General features: G+C 56.2%; 18 protein-coding genes. 10 read left to right on the plus strand and 8 right to left on the minus strand.

The genetic code is table 11. The features are described from left to right. Positions 1–23: 23 nt before the first annotated feature. Positions 24–680: an orotate phosphoribosyltransferase gene (pyrE, locus tag ACTG39_RS05240; RefSeq protein ID WP_439106485.1), complete on the minus strand. Its 657-nt coding sequence runs from the start codon at positions 678–680 to the stop codon at positions 24–26. Between the two features lie 96 nt (positions 681–776). On the opposite strand from pyrE, the gene ACTG39_RS05245 reads away from it, so the two are divergent. After that, positions 777–1,538, plus strand: coding sequence for an exodeoxyribonuclease III (locus ACTG39_RS05245; protein WP_439106486.1), 762 nt, complete (start codon positions 777–779; stop codon positions 1,536–1,538). A gap of 21 nt (positions 1,539–1,559) precedes the next feature. Here the strand turns inward: ACTG39_RS05245 and rph are convergent, their stop codons facing one another. Beyond that, a complete protein-coding gene (gene rph, locus ACTG39_RS05250; RefSeq protein ID WP_439106487.1) occupies positions 1,560–2,282 on the minus strand; it encodes a ribonuclease PH in 723 nt (240 codons plus the stop codon). Between the two features lie 78 nt (positions 2,283–2,360). Between rph and ACTG39_RS05255 the strand changes: the two genes are divergently transcribed. The 5 genes from ACTG39_RS05255 to ACTG39_RS05275 all read left to right on the plus strand — a co-directional run bounded on the left by ACTG39_RS05255 (position 2,361) and on the right by ACTG39_RS05275 (position 7,209). Then, positions 2,361–3,224: a YicC/YloC family endoribonuclease gene (locus tag ACTG39_RS05255; protein WP_439106488.1), complete on the plus strand. Its 864-nt coding sequence runs from the start codon at positions 2,361–2,363 to the stop codon at positions 3,222–3,224. Between the two features lie 101 nt (positions 3,225–3,325). Next, positions 3,326–3,946, plus strand: a complete 621-nt coding sequence (gene gmk / locus ACTG39_RS05260) for a guanylate kinase (protein ID WP_439106489.1) — start codon at positions 3,326–3,328, stop codon at positions 3,944–3,946. A gap of 268 nt (positions 3,947–4,214) precedes the next feature. Next, positions 4,215–4,475, plus strand: a complete 261-nt coding sequence (gene rpoZ, locus ACTG39_RS05265) for a DNA-directed RNA polymerase subunit omega (RefSeq protein WP_439106490.1) — start codon at positions 4,215–4,217, stop codon at positions 4,473–4,475. A gap of 191 nt (positions 4,476–4,666) precedes the next feature. Beyond that, on the plus strand, positions 4,667–6,784 hold the full coding sequence (locus ACTG39_RS05270) for a RelA/SpoT family protein (protein WP_439106491.1): 2,118 nt from the start codon (positions 4,667–4,669) through the stop codon (positions 6,782–6,784). Positions 6,785–6,825: 41 nt separating this feature from the next. Then, positions 6,826–7,209 carry a RidA family protein gene (locus ACTG39_RS05275; RefSeq protein ID WP_439106492.1) on the plus strand — a complete coding sequence of 128 codons (384 nt, stop codon included), beginning with the start codon at positions 6,826–6,828 and terminating at the stop codon, positions 7,207–7,209. On the opposite strand, the gene ACTG39_RS05280 is transcribed toward ACTG39_RS05275, so the two are convergent. Further along, positions 7,177–8,064 (minus strand): epimerase, encoded by an 888-nt coding sequence (locus tag ACTG39_RS05280; protein WP_439106493.1) that lies wholly within the window; start codon positions 8,062–8,064, stop codon positions 7,177–7,179. The genes ACTG39_RS05275 and ACTG39_RS05280 overlap by 33 nt on opposite strands. 59 nt (positions 8,065–8,123) lie before the next feature. Here ACTG39_RS05280 and recG point away from each other — a divergent pair, with 59 nt between their 5' ends. After that, positions 8,124–10,184, plus strand: a complete 2,061-nt coding sequence (gene recG / locus ACTG39_RS05285) for an ATP-dependent DNA helicase RecG (RefSeq protein ID WP_439106494.1) — start codon at positions 8,124–8,126, stop codon at positions 10,182–10,184. A gap of 30 nt (positions 10,185–10,214) precedes the next feature. Here recG and ACTG39_RS05290 read toward each other — a convergent pair whose 3' ends face one another. Continuing rightward, positions 10,215–11,591: an FAD-dependent oxidoreductase gene (locus tag ACTG39_RS05290; protein WP_439106495.1), complete on the minus strand. Its 1,377-nt coding sequence runs from the start codon at positions 11,589–11,591 to the stop codon at positions 10,215–10,217. Positions 11,592–11,737: 146 nt separating this feature from the next. Here ACTG39_RS05290 and ACTG39_RS05295 point away from each other — a divergent pair, with 146 nt between their 5' ends. From ACTG39_RS05295 to ACTG39_RS05305, 3 genes are read left to right on the plus strand one after another with little or no spacing between them, the layout of a single operon-like run. Beyond that, on the plus strand, positions 11,738–12,355 hold the full coding sequence (locus ACTG39_RS05295) for a chorismate--pyruvate lyase family protein (protein ID WP_439106496.1): 618 nt from the start codon (positions 11,738–11,740) through the stop codon (positions 12,353–12,355). A 33-nt stretch (positions 12,356–12,388) separates the two neighbouring features. Next, positions 12,389–13,279 carry a 4-hydroxybenzoate octaprenyltransferase gene (gene ubiA / locus ACTG39_RS05300; RefSeq protein WP_439106497.1) on the plus strand — a complete coding sequence of 297 codons (891 nt, stop codon included), beginning with the start codon at positions 12,389–12,391 and terminating at the stop codon, positions 13,277–13,279. A gap of 16 nt (positions 13,280–13,295) precedes the next feature. Continuing rightward, the gene (locus ACTG39_RS05305; RefSeq protein WP_439106498.1) at positions 13,296–14,453 is read left to right on the plus strand and encodes a GNAT family N-acetyltransferase; all 1,158 of its coding nucleotides are present in this window, start codon (positions 13,296–13,298) and stop codon (positions 14,451–14,453) included. A 66-nt stretch (positions 14,454–14,519) separates the two neighbouring features. On the opposite strand, the gene ACTG39_RS05310 is transcribed toward ACTG39_RS05305, so the two are convergent. The 4 genes from ACTG39_RS05310 to yaaA all read right to left on the minus strand — a co-directional run bounded on the left by ACTG39_RS05310 (position 14,520) and on the right by yaaA (position 18,519). Beyond that, positions 14,520–15,515, minus strand: a complete 996-nt coding sequence (locus ACTG39_RS05310) for an HAD family hydrolase (RefSeq protein ID WP_439106499.1) — start codon at positions 15,513–15,515, stop codon at positions 14,520–14,522. A 60-nt stretch (positions 15,516–15,575) separates the two neighbouring features. Next, entirely contained in the window at positions 15,576–16,178 is a 603-nt protein-coding gene (locus ACTG39_RS05315) for a DUF938 domain-containing protein (protein ID WP_439106500.1), read from the minus strand. A 2-nt stretch (positions 16,179–16,180) separates the two neighbouring features. After that, a complete protein-coding gene (locus tag ACTG39_RS05320; protein ID WP_439106501.1) occupies positions 16,181–17,653 on the minus strand; it encodes a flavin-containing monooxygenase in 1,473 nt (490 codons plus the stop codon). Positions 17,654–17,736: 83 nt separating this feature from the next. Further along, positions 17,737–18,519: a peroxide stress protein YaaA gene (gene yaaA, locus ACTG39_RS05325; protein WP_439106502.1), complete on the minus strand. Its 783-nt coding sequence runs from the start codon at positions 18,517–18,519 to the stop codon at positions 17,737–17,739. Between the last annotated feature and the right edge of the window lies 1 nt (position 18,520).

Here is an 18,520-nt window from a genome sequence, read left to right on the forward strand (position 1 = left end):
GCCCGCTCGACAGCTACCACAAGTCAGACCCCGTATTGTTCCCGATAAGCTCTGAGAGCAAGCAAGGCATCTTCAGGAACATCTTCGCCATCAATCTCGCCCTCTTCGAGATACACAATAAGGTCTTCCATGGCGATGATGTTGTATACGGGAACAGCCCAGCGCTGCTCAATTTCCTGAATCGCAGAGAGTTCGCCCTTACCTCGCTCCTGTCGATTGAGTCCAATTACTACCCCGGCAAGCTCCGCTCCCGCGGCACTGATCATATCGATGACTTCAGCGACCGCAGTGCCGGCGGTTATCACATCATCGATGACCAAAACCCGGCCCTGCAGCGGCGCGCCGACTAAAACACCGCCCTCTCCATGATTTTTGGCTTCCTTGCGGTTGTAGGCAAAGGGCACGTCGCGTCCGTGGTGATCCGCCAGGGCGACGGCGGTGGTAGTAGCCAGGGGAATCCCTTTGTATGCCGGGCCCAACAGCACGTCGAACTCAATCCCGGAGTCGGCGATGCACTGCGCGTAATGTCTGCCCAGAGCCGCTAGAGCCGCACCGCTATCGAAAGCGCCGGCATTAAAAAAGTACGGGCTCTGGCGACCGGACTTCAATGTGAAGTCACCAAATCGAAGGACGTTACAGCGTCGTGCCAGATCAATAAACTCGCGTTGGTAGGCTTGCATTAGGGGTCCAAACTAAAAGAGGAAAGAAGTTCTGACAGTGTATTCTGTCTTCTGGCGTTTCTGTATCATAGCGCCTCGAATTATCAGAGGTTTACGATGAGAATCATCAGCTTCAGCGCCGATGGGTTGCGTGAAGCCGCAAAACGGGGTTTCTACGACTGGCTGTCTCGCCAGGACGCCGATTTCATCTGTATTCAGGATATCCGCTGTTCTGAATACGACTTACAAGATGACGTCTTTTTCCCAAGCGACTACAACGCCTATTTTTTTGACGACGTTAACGGCAAGGATAACGGCGTAGCAATTTATTGCCGCGCGCTTCCCAAGGCCATAATGACGGGGCTGGGCTTTGCGGACTTCGATATGCAGGGTCGATATATTCAGGCTGATTACGGTGAGCTATCTATCGGCTGCTTGCTGGCGCCCGTGGCAAACGACGGCGTCGCCGAGGAACAAGCAAACAAGAACGAATTTTTTTCGCTCCTGGGCGCCCATCTCGAGAAGGTTCGCAACAAGCGGCGCAAATTTGTTATCTGCGGGAACTGGCGCATCGCCCACACGGCCGCGGATATGCAAGACAGTGCAGAGAACAGCAATCGCTCAGGCTTTCTCCCCGGAGAGCGGCAGTGGATCGATGAGCTCCTCGATAATGGATATCGCGACGCATTTCGACAGGTCAGCACCGACAGTGATGCGTTTAGCTATTGGCCAAAGGAGCGTGGCGAGGACGGCTGGCGTATCGACCTGCAAATCATTTCAGAAGATCTGCAATACAGTGTGGAACACGCGGCAATCTACACAGGCGACAGCTTTTCCCGCCACGCGCCCGTGATCATAGATTACGATATCGATCTTTAAGGTTTAGTCCTGCCCGCGCTTTCAGCCCGCTGCAAGCGCCTGACGCTGATGCTCCATAAGCGTAGAAATACCGCCGCTCGCTAAATCCAGCATCTGATCGAGCTCTCCCCGCGAAAAGGGTGCTGCTTCGGCGGTCCCCTGAACCTCAATGAATTCTCCGCCCTCGGCCATGACGACGTTAAGGTCCGTATCCGCTTGGGAGTCTTCTATATAGTCAAGGTCGAGTACAGCCTCCCCCTGATACACCCCCACAGACACCGAGGCTACGAAGTGACGTAGCGGGTCCGTGCTGATTTTCTTGTCGCGCTGAAGTCCATTGATCGCATCAACCAGAGCTACAAAAGCTCCGGTAATGGACGCTGTCCGCGTACCGCCATCGGCCTGAATGACGTCGCAATCCAGGGTAATGGTGTGCTCTCCCAGCTTTGATAAATCTACAGCGGCACGCAGTGAGCGGCCAATGAGCCGCTGAATCTCCTGGGTACGGCCACTCTGCTTACCTCGCGCAGCCTCCCGCCCCATTCGCGAACCGGTGGAGCGGGGTAGCATGCCGTACTCGGCGGTAATCCAACCGGAGTTTTTACCACGCAAGAACCTTGGAACACTCTCTTCAACACTCGCGGTGCAAATTACCCGCGTATTCCCAAAACTCACCAAGACAGAGCCCTCAGCGTGGCAGGTAAATTGGCGCTCAATGGAGATATCGCGCAGTTGGTCGGGAGCGCGGCCACTGGGTCTTGGCATCGAGAAGGTTCCTTGTCTTTAAGAAAGCGCGCAGTATACGCTGACCAGACCAAGGCTGAGGTAAAAAGGAACCCCTCAATGACGTTGCATAGCATGACCGCTTTCGCCCGAGAGGCAACTTCAGCACCCACGACGCTGATCGTTGAACTACGCAGCGTCAATCACCGCTATCTCGATTGCCACTTTAAACTCCCGGACAGCCTCAGAGCGCTGGAACCAAAGCTCCGCGATGGGCTCGCCAAAACATTGAAACGCGGCAAGGTCGATTGCCAGATACGGCTTATCGACAGCGAAAGTCACCATACTTTAGAGATCAACGAGGAGCGTCTCGCAGCTGTTGTAGCTGCGATAGAGAGTGTCAGCGCGATGTCCAGCAAGGTGTCGCCCACTGATGCCCTGACACTGCTGCAGTTTCCCGGCGTGTGTCATACCGAGCGCATTGAAGAATCAACGGTACAAAGCGCAGCGTGGCAAATCTTTGAAACCGCATTGCAAACGCTTCAGAAAAGCCGAGCCCGAGAAGGACAGCAACTGGAGGAGTTTCTTCGCCAAAGACTAGCGGGAATAGCTCAGGAGGTGGCAAGGCTTCGGGAAGCACTGCCGGCACTGCGGGCACGGCAGGAGGAGCGTCTTCGCAGGCGGTTAGGGGAACTCGCGCAGCCCCTCGACGAGGGACGTCTGGAACAGGAGCTGGTGATGCTTCTGCAAAAAGCCGACGTAGATGAGGAACTTGATCGTCTGAAAGCCCATATCGAGGAGACCACCCGAATTCTTAACAAGGGTGGGCCCTGTGGGCGTCGGCTGGACTTTCTCATGCAAGAGCTCAATAGAGAAGCCAACACGCTGTCATCCAAGTCTACAGCGGGCAGCACGACTCAAAGCGCCGTCGAGCTCAAAGTACTCATCGAGCAAATGCGCGAGCAGGTTCAAAACATCGAATAATCAAGCAAGTCACTGTCGCAATCGACCTCGCTCTACCGTAATCTTCGCTCTGCAAACCACCCTCTGCCAGGACCAGACCCATTTCGGTGACCGACATCAGCATGCATCTACAATCAGGCACTCTATTTACCATTTCTGCGCCCTCTGGCGCGGGCAAAACCAGCCTCGTGAGGGCGTTGGTGGACGCCGAGCCAAGTCTGCAGGTTTCGGTTTCTCACACCACAAGGCCCATTCGGCCGGGCGAAACTGATGGAGTGAACTACCACTTTTGCAATCGCGAAGCCTTTGGCGGTATGCTAGAAAAAGGCGCTTTTCTAGAATATGCGGAGGTTTTTGGCAATTTTTATGGGACTTCGCAGCATTTTGTAGAAGACCAGCTTTCTGCTGATGCAGACGTTATCCTGGAAATAGACTGGCAGGGTGCTCGTCAGGTGAAGCGTTTGTTACCCGCAAGCTGCTCAATATTTGTACTGCCGCCCTCCGAAGCAGCGCTTCGGGACCGGCTCAGCCAGCGCGGTCAGGACGATGTGGAAACTATCGATAAGCGTATGGCTGCCGCCACATCCGAAATGTCCCACTACGTCGAAGCCGACTACCTTGTTATCAACGACGTTTTCGACGAAGCGCTACTGGAGCTTCAGGCAATTGTTCGCTCCCAACGCTTACAGACAGAGAAGCAGGCCCACCGTCACAGCGAACAGCTCAAGGCCCTTCTCAATTAAAGCGACTTGCTAAAGCCCTCGAGCAAACAGCGGTTGTGCGCTCTTTGCATTTAAGTGAACGCTGGAAGATTACCCAATTAGAGTGCGCAAGTATTTGCGGCTTTGCGTTATAATATCCGGCTCTTCGGTGCCCACGATTGTGTGTTCCGACCCAAAAGCAGTGTTTTTTGCCACAACAGCAAGCACGACTCTTCTCCGGTCACCTGTTAGCTAGTTGCGAGAACGCCTGTTTTAGGGATTTATTGTAATGACATGATTGGGAAGAAATATGGCACGTGTAACTGTAGAGGACTGCCTAGAGTCCGTAGACAACCGCTTTGAACTTGTGATGGTCGCGAGCAAGCGCGCTCGTCAACTGGCCACTGGCGGCAAGGACCCTCTGGTCGAAGAAGAGTCCGACAAGCCAACCGTTGTCGCTCTGCGTGAAATTGCCGAAGGCCTGGTAACACCGGACATGCTTAATCGTGAAGACGAACTGGACGCCGAGGAAGAACTCGCCGAAGTGATGGGTGCAAGCGAAAGCTTCTAAGCCCCTTCCTGATCGCAGCGCCTATAACCTCTATAGCGCGCTGCCATCAGACTCGCGTAAGACCCGGTCGGGTTGCGCTGACACCTCCAATACCTTCAAACAGCAGCAGGCTCTTAATATGCCTGTGTGTTCATCGTTTTATCAATCTCTGCAATACACCGTGGAGTTGACTGCCGTAATGGTCGCCTAGTATGCAGACCATTGACTCTCTTGATGCCAGTCTGCGCTCTTATCTGGATGACCACCAGAGCGTATTGGTGCGACGCGCCTACTACTTTGCAGAGCAAGCGCATTTCGGACAGCAGCGACGCAGCGGTGAGCCCTACGTAACCCATCCATTGGCGGTCGCTGGTATTCTCGCCGACATGCACATGGACCATCAGAGCTTGATGGCCGCCATGCTCCACGATGTGATTGAAGACACCGGGATCGACAAAAGCGCTATCGAGGCGCAATTTGGTGATGCTGTAGCCGAACTGGTGGACGGGGTCAGCAAGCTGACCCAGATCGAGTTCGATACCCTCGAAGAAAAACAGGCCGAAAACTTTCAGAAGATGGCCCTTGCCATGGCTCGGGACATTCGCGTCATCCTCGTGAAACTGGCAGACCGACTCCATAACATGCGCACCCTCGGCGTTCTTCCTACCGCCAAAGCACGACGCATCGCCAAAGAAACCCTCGATATCTATGCCCCTATCGCCATGCGCCTGGGTATGAATTCAGTACGCATGGAATTCGAGGACCTGGGTTTCACGGCGCTGTATCCCATGCGCGCGCGGCGCATCGAAGCGGCGCGGCGCTCGGCTCGCGGCAACCGCATGGAGCTGGTCGATAAGATGCGCAGCCAAATCGAAAACGCACTGGCGCAGGATGGCTATGAGGCCACCGTCATAGGTCGAGAAAAGCACCTCTACAGCATCTATCGCAAAATGCGCGCAAAGAAGAAGTCCTTCTCCGAGATCATGGACATCTATGCGTTTCGGGTCGTGGTGGACTCCGTAGACAGCTGTTACCGCGTCCTGGGCTGTATCCACTCCCTCTACAAACCGGTCCCGGGAGAGTTCAAAGACTATATCGCCATCCCCAAGGCGAACGGCTACCAATCGCTGCATACGGTGACGATGGGTATGCATGGCGTACCCATAGAGATTCAGATCCGCACCCGGGAAATGGAGGATATGGCCAACAACGGCATTGCCGCGCATTGGTTGTATAAGACGGACTCCGATACGGTGAACGGCTCTCATGCCCGGGCTCGACAATGGGTTCAGGGCTTGCTCGAGATGCAACAGCGCGCGGGCAACAGTCTCGAGTTCATCGAAAACGTCAAAATCGATCTATTCCCCGACGAGATTTATATCTTTACTCCCAAGGGCAGCATCATGGAGCTGCCCCGAGGCGCTACCGCCGTAGATTTTGCCTATGCCGTGCACACAGAACTGGGCAATACCTGCGTGGCCTGCAGAATCAATCGGCGGCTCGCGCCTTTGTCCGAGCCACTGGAAAGCGGCCAAACCGTAGAGGTCATAACCGCCACCGGCGCACGGCCCAACCCTTCATGGTTTAACTACGCGATTACCGCCAAAGCGCGCAGCAACATACGTCATTACCTCAAACACCAGACACAAGAGGACGCAGCAGCCCTCGGTCGCAGGCTCCTGGATAAGTCCCTCGGAGGATTCGAGCTGAGCATCGCTGAGCTATCGGAGGCTCGCCTGGGCAGCTACCTGAGCAGCGCGGGCCTGACCACGCTGGATGACCTGCTTGCAGAGCTCGCCCAGGGCAAACGGCTTCCGGGTGTCGTCGCCAGCCAGCTTGCAGGAGAAACAAATACCGAAGGGCCCACCCCACAACCGGGAAGCGACTCACCGCTGGCTATACGTGGCACCGAAGGCTTTATGGTGAGCTACGCTCGATGCTGCCGTCCGCTCCCCGGAGACGCGATCGCGGGCTACATCAGCTCGGAGCGCGGCGTAATTGTGCACCGGGAGAATTGCCGCAACCTTGCAGATATGCGCGAAAAGCCCGAGCAGTGGATTCCTCTGCGCTGGGATGATGAGGTAGAGGGGGAGTTCCTTGCCGAGCTCCGTATTGAGACAGAAAACCGCCGCGGCGCTATCGCTACCATCGCAACGCGCATTAACAGCATGAACGTCAACATCGATAAGATCAGCTCAACAGACAAGGACTACCAGTTCACCTATGTCGATCTGGACCTCCATGTAGAGAGCAGGGTGCATCTTGCCCGCATTATGCGTCGTCTTCGCAGCATCGACAGCGTGCGACGAGTTAGCCGGGTGCGTAATTAAGCTATGCAGCTCACAGTGGCTGTTAAAAACAGGAGCAGAACGTGAGTAACCGCGCCATCATCGCAACACCCAAAGCCCCCGCAGCACTGGGTCCTTATTCCCAGGCCGTCAAAGTCGGCAATACCGTCTGGCTGTCAGGACAAATCCCCTTGAATCCCGAGACAATGGAAGTTGTCGAGGGCGATGCCACGGTTCAGGCAACTCAGGCATTTGGCAACCTTGCGGCCGTCGCAGAGGCTGCAGGCGGAAGCCTGGACGATGCCGTGAAGATCAATATCTCTCTCACCGATATGCAGGACTTTGCATCCGTCAATGCGGTTATGGAAACCTTCTGCAACGAACCTTATCCAGCCCGGGCCTGCGTGCAGGTCGCGGCTTTACCAAAAGGTGTGTCAGTGGAGATCGAGGCCATCCTCGCGCTCTGAGTGTGCCATCCAGCGATGGAGCACGGCAGCATAGCCTCTTCGATAATCCGGATACTGCAGCGCATAAGCGCTGGCACGGAGCCTGCCATTACGAATGCGTTTGTGCGCCGACACTTCCTTTGTCGCAACGCTGCTTGGCGGGTCGTAGGGCATGCCAAGCTGCGCGCACAGCCAGGACTCCATTTCCTGGAGGGCAACCGGGGCGTCGTCAACCAGATTGATAAGCCGGTCGTCAGTGGTCGCTGTTCCCGCAAGTACCGCGGCCATAAATCCCGCAACATCATCGCGATGAACACGATTGCCGTAGCGCGGCGGCTCAGCCGGTGTGAGTCTTCCCGCCGCAACGCGTTTCAGCAAGGGTCCGGGCCCCTGCCCATAAAGCCCACCGGCCCGCAACACAATGCCGCCGGCTATGGCATCAAGAAAAGTCAGCTCTGCAGCGAGAATAGCCGCTACATGAGGGTCTTGGTCAGCGGTTGCGCTTTCTTCATCAACCCAGCCGCCACTCGTCTCGCTGTAAACGCGGGTACTGGACACGAAGAAAGCGCGATCTGGTCTGCGGTCTCCGAGGCCTGCGACAATCGCGCTCATGGCATCAGCAAACCCCGCCTCATAACCCCGGGCACTGCGATCCGACGGGCTCAAGGTGATCACCAGGGCATCCGGCTGCAGTTTCTCGAGGACGCACAAGCTGTGAGCATCCCGAAGGTCGATAGCAATACTCTCCACACCCTCAGGAACCGCATTGGCGTTACGTCGCAGGCCGACGCAGCGCCAATTAACAGGCGGCAAAAGGCCGCTGAGGCGCTCACCGAGATCTCCAAAGCCCACTATGGCTATCGTTTTACGCTGCAAGATACTCTCCCTCCCGGGATTGAAAAATTAGCCCCCCGTGTCCAGGAGCGGACACAAGCATGAGTGGAATTGTCACACATAGTCTGGAGTCCCTGCGCGGTGTTGGCCCAAAAATGGCGGAGCGCCTGCACCGCTATGGGATTAGCAGCGTTGAGGACCTGTTGTTTCATCTCCCCCTGCGCTATCAGGACAGAACCCAGATTACGCCCATCGGTGCACTACAGGACGGCGCCGAAGTGGTCATCGAGGGCGACATCGCATTAGTGAGTGTCGCCGGCGGTGGGCGAAGACGCTCCTTGCTCGTCAAACTGCAGGACGGAACGGGCACTGCAACCCTGCGCTTTTTCCACTTTTCCCAGGCGCAAAAAAATGCCCTGCACAAGGGTGATCGTTTGCGCTGCTTTGGCTCCGTACGCCGAGGGACGCAACAGGCTGAAATGATTCACCCGGAGTATCGCCGCAGCGTGGGATCAGAAGACAACGAAGAGTCTCTGACACCCATCTACCCCAGTACCGAGGGCATCAGCCAGGGCCAGTGGCGAAAGCTCTGTGATCAGGCTCTTCAGGTGTTGGCAAAGAATCCGCCGCAGGAACTGTTGCCTGAGCGTAAAAACGATTACGGACTGAGTTCCGCGCTGCGCTTTTTACACCGACCCCCACCGGAAGCCGATCAGCAGGCTTTGCGCGACGGCTACCACCCGGCCCAACTCCGGCTCGCTCTGGAAGAGCTCACCGCGCATCAGCTCTCCATGCGCGAACTTCGCGCCCGCAGCCGCGAGCGCGCAGCGCCGATTCTTCAGGACACCGCAGGCCTCAGAAAGCGGTTTATGCAAACACTGCCCTTTGATCCCACGCAAGCGCAACACCGTGTGATCGAAGAGATCACAGCTGATCTCGCCACCGCCAAACCTATGCTGCGCCTGGTACAAGGTGACGTTGGTTCAGGTAAAACGGTAGTCGCCGCAGCGGCAGCGCTCATCGCGATCGCCAGTGGTTACCAGGTGGCCGTAATGGCGCCCACAGAACTCCTCGCAGAACAACACCGCCGCAATTTCGCCGCCTGGTTCACAGAGTTAAACATCGCCCAGATGTGGCTCGCCGGAAGCGTTAAAGGACAAAAACGGGAACAGGCCCTGGCTGCGATTAAAAGTGGCGAGGCCTCTCTGGTTATCGGCACCCATGCGCTGTTTCAGGATGGTGTGGAGTTCGGCCGCCTGGGCCTGGTCATCGTGGACGAGCAACATCGCTTTGGCGTACACCAGCGCCTGGCACTCAGTGAAAAAACAGCGGGGGAGTGGCGGGCACATCAGTTGATCATGACCGCGACCCCCATCCCCAGAACGCTCTCCATGGTCGCTTACGCGGACCTCGACTGTTCCATTATTGACGAGCTTCCCCCGGGGCGACAGCCGGTGGGAACAGTACTCATCGACAATCAGCGTCGTCCCGAGGTAATCGAACGGGTTGCGCACGCCTGCAAGGACGGTCGCCAGGTGTACTGGGTATGCACCTTGATTGAAGACAGCGATGCGCTCCAGGCCCAGGCCGCTGAATCCAGCTTTGCCGAGCTTGCCGAGGCTCTGAGTGACACCTCTGTGGCTCTCGTCCATGGGCGCATGAAGGCCAAGGAAAAGGATGCAGTGATGTCGGCCTTCAAGGCCGGAGAGTACCAGCTACTGGTGGCGACCACCGTGATTGAGGTAGGCGTTGATGTACCCAATGCCACGCTCATGATTATTGAAAACCCCGAGCGTTTGGGACTTGCCCAGCTGCATCAGCTTCGCGGTCGCGTAGGTCGCGGCAGCGCGGCGAGCCACTGCGTATTGCTATACCAGTCGCCCCTGGGACAGCAAAGTCGGGCGCGACTGCAAGTCATGCGCGAGAGCAATGATGGCTTTTACATCGCTGAGGAAGACCTGCGCCAGCGGGGACCCGGCGAGGTGCTGGGAACACGTCAAACCGGACTCATGGAGTTTCGCGTAGCGAGACTCCCGGAACACGAGCACCTACTGGATGAAGTCCAGGAAATCGCGACGCAGCTACAAGATCAGCAACCGCAATGGGTACAGCCCTTGATCCGGCGCTGGGCCGGAGATCGTCAGGCCTTCGCAAACGTCTAGGCTCGCGTTCCGCGATTACCCCGTGAGGGCTCAGGCCATGATGGGCGGCAGCTGCTTTTGCAGGGCCATTTTTTCTCGCGTCGAATCTCCGGTGAGTGCAAAACCCAGCAGGTCTCCCGCCGCATTTCGATACTCTCCCCGAGTGCTCGTACCATCCAAGGTGAACTGCCACTCGCCATCACTATCTGCCGCAGGGGGGGCCACCACCGTGGGACAGGCAGGAACCTTGATGGTCACGGGCATGGCCGGGTAACTCACCTGTGTTGGCTCCCCAGCCAGGGTCTTACCCAGAGCCCGCGCTGCCGCCATTAGGGGCGCCACGTAGACCAGTACATGTCCCTCGACTTCTGCACAGTCGCCGAGGGCGTATACATCAGCGGCACTCGTTTTAAGCTGCCTGTCGGTAATGATGCCTCGGTTAACGGCAATTCCCGATGCCTTGGCGAGTTCAATATTCGGACGTACGCCTACCGCAGAGACTACGATGTCCGCGTCCAACATTTCGCCGTTGCTCAGCGAGACTTGAACACAGTCTTTCCCTCCCTCTGGATAATTAACTTCCGTGACCAGGGGGCCAAAGTGGAAGCGCGCGCCTTTTGCTTCAAGGCCGGTCTGCAGAGCGCGAGCGCAGGGCTCGGGGAGCAGGGTGGGCAAACAATGCTCGAGAGGATCGATAACGTCGGCCTCAAAGCCACCGTTAAGTAAATCATTGGCGAACTCACAGCCGATGAGGCCACCACCGATAATAGCGGCGCGCTTGACCTCGAGGCGCTCCATGGCCGTGCGAAAGTCGTCGTAGTCCATAAGATCGTTGACCGAATACACGCGCTCCTGTGCATCGCCGCCCAGGGGTGGACGGATCACACTTGCGCCGGTCGCAAACACCAGCGCTGCGTAGTGCACTTCGGTTTCGCGGTCTGCAAGACGCAGCACCTTGCGCTGGGTATCCACTGCCTGAACCCGGGTCATGGTCCAGACGCTCGCATTCAAGTTTGCCGCCATGGTGCCTGCGTCGCTTTGGGTGAGCGCCGCAGCATCCGTGTTCTTGGTGTATCCAGTAGACAGCATGGGCTTTGAGTAGGCCCGGCCATCGTCCTCGGTGATCAACAGCAGCGGCGTATCACTATCGTGCTTGCGAAACTCCCGGGCGATGCCATAGCCAGCCAGCCCCGTACCAATAATAACGATCGGCGCTGGCTGGGTCTCTGCGCCCGGGGTCTGATGATGCGGTGCTTCTTCTACCGCCTCTTCGATGAGCTCGAAGTCTTCTTTGCCAACCCCGCAATCAGGACACAGCCAATCTTCGGGGACATCCTCCCAACGCGTACCCGGGGCAATACCATCTTCGACCCACCCTTTGGCCTCATCATAGACGAGTCCACAGACGATACATTCCCATTTACGCATAGTGGGCGGTCTCCTTACTTCTGATACATTTTGCTCGGCGGGCGGCAAGATTAACACGTCAGACAATGGCTATGAAAACTCGATACCGTGGCTTGCAAGCACTGCAAACATAGCGCATTCTTGCTCTCTTCATCGGTTAGATCTTTATGACAGTGCAAGCACGAGCGAGCGCCGACGCCCCCCTTTGGCGCGGTGAAGAACAGATCCCCGGGCCAACTCTAGCTCCGGTTCGCAGCTGGTTGCTCGACGATGGGTCGCTCACTCAGCACTTGCTCAACACGGGAAAACAGTTCTCTCTGGAGCGCTGGCATCAGTGTTGGGAAACCCCGCGCCCTGACGAGCGCAGGCTACTCAATATGGCCCATCGAGAACTGGCCATGGTGCGGCAAATAGTGATGTTTCTGGATGCTAAAGCCGTGGTTTACGCGCGCTCGGTATTCCCGGTGAGCACACTGAATGGGCCCTTGCTGCGACTACGGAGACTGCACAACAAGAGCCTCGGTGCGTTCCTCTTTTCCAGACCGGATATGCGCCGCAGCCCCTTTCAAGTCGCATTGCTAGCCGGTAAAGACAGCTATTTACCCGCGGCGCTGCATCAGAACAATGATGCCTGGGCTCGCCGCTCCTGCTTTCAGGTTGCGGGTAAGCCCATGCTGGTGAGCGAAGTCTTTCTCGAAGATTTTCCCCACTGGTCGTCGGCAACACCACTGCACCGCTCCCGCCGGGGCCAAGTGAGCGCTACAATTGGCCGTCAGCGCAGCTGACCCTCACACAGATAATGAGACCACGTGCCAGTTATGGATAGCACCACCACTTCGCCAATGCAGCAGCCCAGTAAATTCTCAGCATTGTTGCGCCTGATTCGCTGGGACCGGCCTATAGGCACCCTGTTGCTGTTGTGGCCAACTTTGTGGGCTTTGTGGATTGCTGCAGAGGGTGTGCCGGACATTAAGCTCCTGGTGATTTTCAGCTTAGGGACGCTGCTTATGCGTTCCTCGGGATGCATCATCAACGATTTGGCCGATCGAAACTTTGACGGCGGGGTAGAGCGCACGCGCAGTCGACCCCTGGTAACCGGCGACGTCAGCGTCGTCGAAGCACTCGCATTCTTTGTCGTGCTCTGTCTCATCGCCTTTGGTCTGGTGCTCATGACTAATTTGATGACCATTCTGCTGTCGGTACCCGCCTTGCTGCTCGCCTGCTGCTACCCCTTGATGAAACGCTATACACACCTTCCGCAGGTCGTGCTTGGCCTGGCATACTCCTGGTCGATTCCCATGGCCTTTGCTGCTCAGCAAGAAACCTTGCCTCCCCAACTATGGCTGCTCTTCACCGGGAGTGCGCTGTGGACCGTGGTCTACGACACCAAATACGCCATGGTGGACCGCAGAGATGATCTGCAAGTGGGCATTAAGAGCTCGGCTATCCTCTTCGGGGAATCCGACCGCAGTGTTATTGCCGTACTACAAGTACTGTGCCTTACGGCGCTGGCCCTTGCGGGAAGAGAGTTTGGTCTGGGATGGCCTTACTTTGTCTCACTGCTGGTCGCCGCCGGCTTGTTTGGCTATCACCTGTACTTAATTCGCGAACGCGATGAGGCAGCATGTTTTCGCGCATTTTTGCACAACAACTGGGTGGGCTTGAGTATCTTCGTCGGTATTGTTGCCAACTACGCGCTTGTAATCTGAGTTTGCAGGGTCCGTCATGAGCCTCGAGCTAGAGGTCCTTGGGTCTGTCGCAGACGTTCCCGCGGCCGAGTGGAATGCCTTGCGACGGGACGACTATCCTTTTTGGCGTCACGATTTTCTCCTTGGGCTGGAACAGGCCGACTGCACGACTCGCGCAGCCGGGTGGGAGCCCGCGCACTTACGACTCAAAGATGCCGACCGAACCCTCGCAATACTTCCCTCCTGGCTCAAAAGTCATTCCTACGGAGAGTACGTCTTTGACTGGGCCTGGGCTGACGCATGGCGTCGCATGGGCCTGGAGTATTACCCCAAGCTGGTCACGGCGGTGCCATTCACTCCCGCTACCGGCCCGCGCTTACTGCACGCCGAAGATCTCGATCCAGCCTTTGTCTGGAACACACTCCGCGAGCAAATGCCCGAGCTGGCCGACCGACTAAGAGCATCATCCTGGCATGTGTTGTTTCCGCAGACTGAAGACGCGGAGCTTCTGGCAGCCGCCGGACTGCACACGCGACATCAGGTGCAGTTTCACTGGTACAACCGCAACTACAACGACTTTGACGACTTTCTCAGTACGTTTTCCAGTCGCAAGCGTAAATCCCTGCGCAAAGAGCGTCGCCGCGTAGACGAGCAGGGACTTAGCTTGAGCATGCGCAATGGCACCGAGCTCAGTGAAGAGGACTGGGCCATCTTTCATCGCTTCTACCAGATGACCTACGCAAAACGCAGCGGTCACGGCGGTTATCTCACCCGGGAATTCTTTTTGGACGTAGCCGCCAACATGGGTGAGCAGGTGCTCATGGCTCAAGCCGAGAAAGATGGCGTCCCCGTAGCCGGCGCTCTCTATTTCTGCGATGGAGAGACCCTCTACGGTCGTTACTGGGGCTGCAGTCGGGAATATGACTGTCTGCATTTTGAAACCTGCTACTACCAGGGTATTGAGTACTGCATTCGCCACGGTCTCAAACGCTTTGACCCCGGCGCTCAGGGGGAACATAAGATTCAAAGAGGCTTTGAGCCGACCACCACGCTCTCATGTCATTGGGTAGCGCAGCCCGAACTTGATGCCGCCGTGGGTAACTTTACGCGAGAAGAGCAGGCGCACATCGAGGCCTACCGCAAAGACGCCATGAGCTTATTGCCCTTCAAAGCTTTGGCCGAAGGCGAGGGCTAAGCCGAGACGCTTACCTGAGGCTGGCCGTGCTCACGTTCAGTCAAGCACAGATAGGGGCTGCGGCTCTTAGTCCGCAGCGGGAAAAACCCTGCGCCAGTCCCGAGCCATGTCGACGACCGTCCAAGCTCCTTCCTGAGCCACATCAAGACCCTTATCGAGCTTACCGATATGCGAGTCCCGATCGTAGGCCCACTCTCGCTTGGCATCCGTGTGATGGACGTAAAGCATCAATCGCGGGCCATCGCCTGCGGCGGTGTATTGCAGCATCTGCAAATCACCATCGGAGTTGCCGGCTGCAAAAATTGGACGGCGGCCGATGTGTGAATGAATACCCACCGGTTTGCCTTCCTTATCATCAATAAAATTAATCTCAGGCAATCGCCTTAAAACCGGTTTGCCATTCTCCATCTCGAACTGCGTTTTGATGCTGCTGCCGACCACCTGCTCCGGCGGTATGCCATAGACTTCCTCTGTCCAGGGGCGCATAAACTCAATGCCTCCGCCGGATACGATGTAGGTTTTAAATTCATTGGCACGGAGGTAGCGCAGCAGTTCGAGCATGGGCTGATACACCATGTCGGTATACGGTCGCTCGGTCACAGGGTGTGTTGCAGTGCTCAGCCACTGCGTGACAATTGCCTCGAACTCATCAGTGGTCATCCCAGCGTGGCTCGCCATGACGATTTCCAGAACAGACTCTAGGCCACCTGCAAGTACCGCTTCGATGTCCCCTGCCAGAAGCGAAGCAAAGGGCTCTTCTGTCTTCCACTCGGGATGCTCGGCCGCCAGGGCCGAAACGCGATCGATGGCGAAGAACAATTGAAAGTACATGGGCTGTTCTGCCCAAAGCGTACCGTCGTTATCGAAGGTCGCGACGCGCTCGGGCACGGGCACAAAGTCAGGCGACTCACTGCGAGTGACCCCCTCTACAAAGGCAACAATCGACGCCTTGGATGCCCCGTCCTGCCACGACGGTAAAGGATCATGGGTGTCCGCCAGAGCCACGGTACTAGAAACAACGCCCACGGCCAGCGACAGAAAAAGGGCCTTTAACTTACTCATCTCTGTTCCTCTCTAAAACAGCTTGTTCACCGAAAAATCAAACTTGGCTTAGTAAGATCGCTATCCGCGATCCATGCGCCACACTAACAGACGGTTGTTAGCAGGCATGGGAATATCCTCTTGCAAAACATATCCGCCGGCACAGGCCAGAGAGTCCACCCATTCGAAATCGCGAATAGCGCTTTCGGCGTTCATCTCTTTCAACCAAAGGTCAAAGTTCGCATTGGAATCTGAGGTGTACCGCCCGGCATAGTTAAACGGTCCATAAACAATGAGTAAGGACCCCTGACTGGCAGAACTGCCGCAGGTACTAAACAGGGTTTGCACCACATCCTTGGCAACAATATGCAAAGTATTAGCCGTATACACCGCATCAGGCCAGGGCGCGGGCCAGGCGTTCTCACAAATATCCAAAGTGACCGGCACCAGGAGATTGTCGAGTTTTGATAATTCGCAGCGCGGGCGCAGCATAGCCAGAGACTCCGGGTGCTCACTGGGTTGCCACTGCAGATGCGGCATTGCCGCAGCAAAAGCGCTGGCATGTTGTCCTGTACCCGCACCAAGCTCTAATACGGTACCTGCACCGGAGAATAGGCGCTTCAGCTCCTCAAGAATGGGGACGCAATTGTTCTCAGCGGCTTGCGAAAAAGGCAGGTCCGACATCGTCAAACGCGCATATCGAAGTCAGAAAAATCCGGGCTACGCATATGCCACCAATAATTCAGCGTTGATCGAGGCCAGTTGTTGGTAACTTTGCCCGCTGCATTCTTGTACCAGCTCTCACAACTCGCCACCCACACGGTTTGTGCCAGCTCACCCTGCATACGTTCGCTATACGCCATTTGTACGCTCTCATTGACGTCCAAAGCGCGTAGTTCATGTTTCAGGAGCTTATCAATGCAGTTAACAACGTAGTCCACCTGCCGCTCCACCATGAAGATAATCGAATTGCTGCCAAGGTTTGTGTTGGGGCCGTACAACATAAAGAAGTTGGGGAAGCCGTGGGTGGAGACCCCCCGATAGGCTTCGGCACCATCACGCCAGGCGTCCTGCAGGGACAAACCGTCCATTCCTTTGAATTCCACCGCGCTATGCATTTCGGAGGTGTTGAACCCGGTGGCGTAAATAACCGCATCAACGGGTCGGTCCACGCCGTCCTCGGCTCGCAGGCCTTCTTCACTAAACCCGGTAATGGGTGACGTCACCAGCTCGACGTTGTCCCTGACAAAAGCGCCAAAGAAATCATCCGATATTAAAATGCGCTTGCAGCCCAAACGGTAGTCCGGTGTTAGCTTGTCCCGAAGCGCCTGATCTTTCACTTCTTCTTCACGATAGTCCTTGCACCATTTCTCCCATTGCTTGAGCAGCCAGGTGGAACTATTACGCAGTACGGGATAGAACAACCACTCACCGCGCAAATACACCGTGGCGCGCGCGGCCTTCTGCGCCAGAGGCACATGCCGGTAGACCCACTTCTCCCAATCCTTGTAAGCACGGTCGTTCCGCTTGATCACATAATTTGCGCTGCGCTGATACACATGGAGTTGCTCGACCTCCTTGGCAATATGCGGGATAAACTGCAGGGCACTTGCTGCATTACCGATGACCGCGACGCGCTTTCCGCGCAGATCGTAGTCATGATCCCAACGCGCCGAGTGGAAGCTGTGACCTGCAAAACTGTCTCTACCAGGAAAATCTGGGACACTCGGTCGATTGAGCTGCCCCAGTCCGCTTACTACACTTTTGGCAGTCAGCGTTTCACCGTTGGCAAGCCTCACCTCCCAATGTCCCTCGTCCTCCAGCCACCGCGCTTCGTCGACCTCGGTGCTCAAACGTAAGTGTGATAGCAGGCCAAACTCTTCAACGCAGCGCTGAAAATAGGCTTTGATTTCGTTGTGGGGTGAAAACTTGCGTGACCAATCAGGGTTGGGTGCAAAGGAGTAGCTGTACAAAACCGACGCTACGTCGCAACAGGCACCGGGGTAAGTATTGTCATGCCAGGTCCCGCCGACCTCGGGCGACTTCTCGAGAATCACAAAGTCGGTAATGCCGCGCTCCCGAAGCTTGATCCCCATACACAGGCCAGACATGCCCGCGCCGATGATAACCACCTGATGGGTGGATGTTTTTGCGCTCATGCTGCCGCTCCTGTTGTTACTGTTAGCGCGGTGTTCTGGCGCGCGACTCTACATTTTTGCTCTGGCTAGAAGATGTTCCGAGTTTAACTATTGGGCGCTTTGTCGCGGGTGAAGACGAGCTCTCGAGCAGACGACTCGGCAGCGTTATAGCGATAGCCCGCTACACGATACTTTTTGAGTGCCGCTACATCGTTGACCTCTTTATCAATAATGTAACGCGCCATTTGTCCCCGCGCCTTCTTGGCAAAAAAGCTAATGATCTTGTACTTGCCGTTCTTGAGATCTTTAAACACCGGTGTGATCACTTCGCCATCCAAAGCACCGGGTTTGATCGCCTTGAAGTACTCGTTGGATGCAAGATTAAGGAGTACCGGCGTGTCGGTCTTTTTCAGTTGCTTGTTGAGACTGATGGTTAAAGCGTCACCCCAAAAATCATAGAGGTTCTTGCCTCCCCTATTTGCAAAGCGCAGACCCATCTCAAGACGATAGGCTTGCATCAAATCCAGCGGGCGCAGCAGACCATAAAGACCTGAAAGAATACGCAGATGCTTTTGCGCAAAAGCCAATTGGGTCGCATCCAGGGTTTCGGCTTCAAGCCCCGTGTAAACATCGCCCTTAAAGGCAAGAATGGCCTGACGTGCATTGCTTTTGTCAAAAGGTCGATGCCAGTCCATAAACCGCTGGTGATTGAGCGCCGCGATATTTTCAGACACACCCATAAGGGATCGGATATCGGCGGGATCCATACGTCGGGCGTCTTCAATCAGCGCTTGAGAGCGCTCCAAAAACTCCGGTTGCGTCGCCTTACGCGTTGTTACGGGCGAGTCGTAGTCGAGAGTTTTAGCCGGTGAGATAACGCTCAGCATT

The organism is Congregibacter sp. (assembly GCF_965662665.1).
Classification (GTDB): domain Bacteria; phylum Pseudomonadota; class Gammaproteobacteria; order Pseudomonadales; family Halieaceae; genus Congregibacter.

What these genes read in the sequence shown, in the direction of transcription:
- pyrE (WP_439106485.1), bottom strand. Translation starts at nt 680, where the DNA reads ATGCAAGCCTACCAACGCGAGTTTATTGATCTGGCACGACGCTGTAAC.
- ACTG39_RS05245 (WP_439106486.1), top strand. Translation starts at nt 777, where the DNA reads ATGAGAATCATCAGCTTCAGCGCCGATGGGTTGCGTGAAGCCGCAAAA.
- rph (WP_439106487.1), bottom strand. Translation starts at nt 2,282, where the DNA reads ATGCCAAGACCCAGTGGCCGCGCTCCCGACCAACTGCGCGATATCTCC.
- ACTG39_RS05255 (WP_439106488.1), top strand. Translation starts at nt 2,361, where the DNA reads ATGACGTTGCATAGCATGACCGCTTTCGCCCGAGAGGCAACTTCAGCA.
- gmk (WP_439106489.1), top strand. Translation starts at nt 3,326, where the DNA reads ATGCATCTACAATCAGGCACTCTATTTACCATTTCTGCGCCCTCTGGC.
- rpoZ (WP_439106490.1), top strand. Translation starts at nt 4,215, where the DNA reads ATGGCACGTGTAACTGTAGAGGACTGCCTAGAGTCCGTAGACAACCGC.
- ACTG39_RS05270 (WP_439106491.1), top strand. Translation starts at nt 4,667, where the DNA reads ATGCAGACCATTGACTCTCTTGATGCCAGTCTGCGCTCTTATCTGGAT.
- recG (WP_439106494.1), top strand. Translation starts at nt 8,124, where the DNA reads ATGAGTGGAATTGTCACACATAGTCTGGAGTCCCTGCGCGGTGTTGGC.
- ACTG39_RS05290 (WP_439106495.1), bottom strand. Translation starts at nt 11,591, where the DNA reads ATGCGTAAATGGGAATGTATCGTCTGTGGACTCGTCTATGATGAGGCC.
- ACTG39_RS05295 (WP_439106496.1), top strand. Translation starts at nt 11,738, where the DNA reads ATGACAGTGCAAGCACGAGCGAGCGCCGACGCCCCCCTTTGGCGCGGT.
- ubiA (WP_439106497.1), top strand. Translation starts at nt 12,389, where the DNA reads ATGGATAGCACCACCACTTCGCCAATGCAGCAGCCCAGTAAATTCTCA.
- ACTG39_RS05305 (WP_439106498.1), top strand. Translation starts at nt 13,296, where the DNA reads ATGAGCCTCGAGCTAGAGGTCCTTGGGTCTGTCGCAGACGTTCCCGCG.
- ACTG39_RS05310 (WP_439106499.1), bottom strand. Translation starts at nt 15,515, where the DNA reads ATGAGTAAGTTAAAGGCCCTTTTTCTGTCGCTGGCCGTGGGCGTTGTT.
- ACTG39_RS05315 (WP_439106500.1), bottom strand. Translation starts at nt 16,178, where the DNA reads ATGTCGGACCTGCCTTTTTCGCAAGCCGCTGAGAACAATTGCGTCCCC.
- ACTG39_RS05320 (WP_439106501.1), bottom strand. Translation starts at nt 17,653, where the DNA reads ATGAGCGCAAAAACATCCACCCATCAGGTGGTTATCATCGGCGCGGGC.
- yaaA (WP_439106502.1), bottom strand. Translation starts at nt 18,519, where the DNA reads ATGCTGAGCGTTATCTCACCGGCTAAAACTCTCGACTACGACTCGCCC.